This is a genomic window from Rhodoplanes sp. SY1 (genome assembly GCF_046000175.1).
GTDB lineage: Bacteria > Pseudomonadota > Alphaproteobacteria > Rhizobiales > Xanthobacteraceae > Rhodoplanes.
Window position 1 is genome coordinate 1 of the sequence record NZ_JBEOMB010000531.1, and the last position, 817, is coordinate 817.

General features: G+C 66.1%; 2 protein-coding genes. Both read left to right on the top strand.

Annotated elements, in window-relative coordinates; all coding sequences use genetic code 11:
• Positions 1 to 173 (top strand): nickel-dependent hydrogenase large subunit (locus tag ABTU92_RS30775; RefSeq protein WP_408095313.1); only part of this gene is annotated, 173 nt, incomplete at its 5' end.
• 237 nt (positions 174 to 410) lie between these two features.
• Positions 411 to 817, top strand: a 407-nt coding sequence (locus ABTU92_RS30780) for a hydrogenase small subunit (RefSeq protein WP_408095312.1), incomplete at its 3' end; no start/stop codon positions are given.

Sequence of the window (817 nt, forward strand, 5' to 3'; positions counted from 1 at the left end):
AGATCATTTCTCCCACGACGTGGAATTTCTCTCCGCGCGATTCAGCGGGCGTCCCCGGACCGCTGGAGCAGGCGCTGGTGGGAACGCCGGTCGGCGACCGCGGTGCACGCGCGGCGGCGATCCAGCACGTCGTGCGCTCCTTCGATCCGTGCATGGTCTGCACGGCGCACTGAACCGGCGGTCTTCGGCCGCTCGGCCGCTGGAAACCAAACGACCGATGGTGAAAAGCGAGTTTCCAGATCGGGGCGGAGAACGGTGCGGTCCCCGTCGGGGCCGTCCTGATTAGAACGTTCTATTATCAGCGATAGTCCATTTCGAATGTGGCGGCGCGCCGGCTGGCCCGCTTCTTGCGGATTCCCTCGCCGAACAGCCCCACCAACGGGCCTCGCGACACCAGGGGGAAACGGCCGATGAACGCTCCGCCCGAGACGTTCTACGACGTGATCCGGCGCCAGGGCATCTCGCGCCGCAGCTTCGTCAAGTTCTGCAGCCTCACGGCGGCGAGCCTCGGCCTCGGGGCGAGCGGTGCCGGCACGGTCGCCAACGCGCTGGAGACGAAGCCGCGCATCCCGGTGATCTGGATGCACGGGCTGGAATGCACCTGCTGCTCGGAGAGCTTCATCCGCTCCGCCCACCCGCTGGTGAAGGACGTCGTCCTGTCGATGATCTCGCTCGACTACGACGACACCATCATGGCGGCGGCCGGCCACCAGGCCGACGCGATCCTCCAGGAGACGTGGCAGAAGTACAAAGGCCAGTACATCCTCGCCGTCGAGGGCAATCCGCCGCTCAACGAGAACGGCATGTACTGCATCGA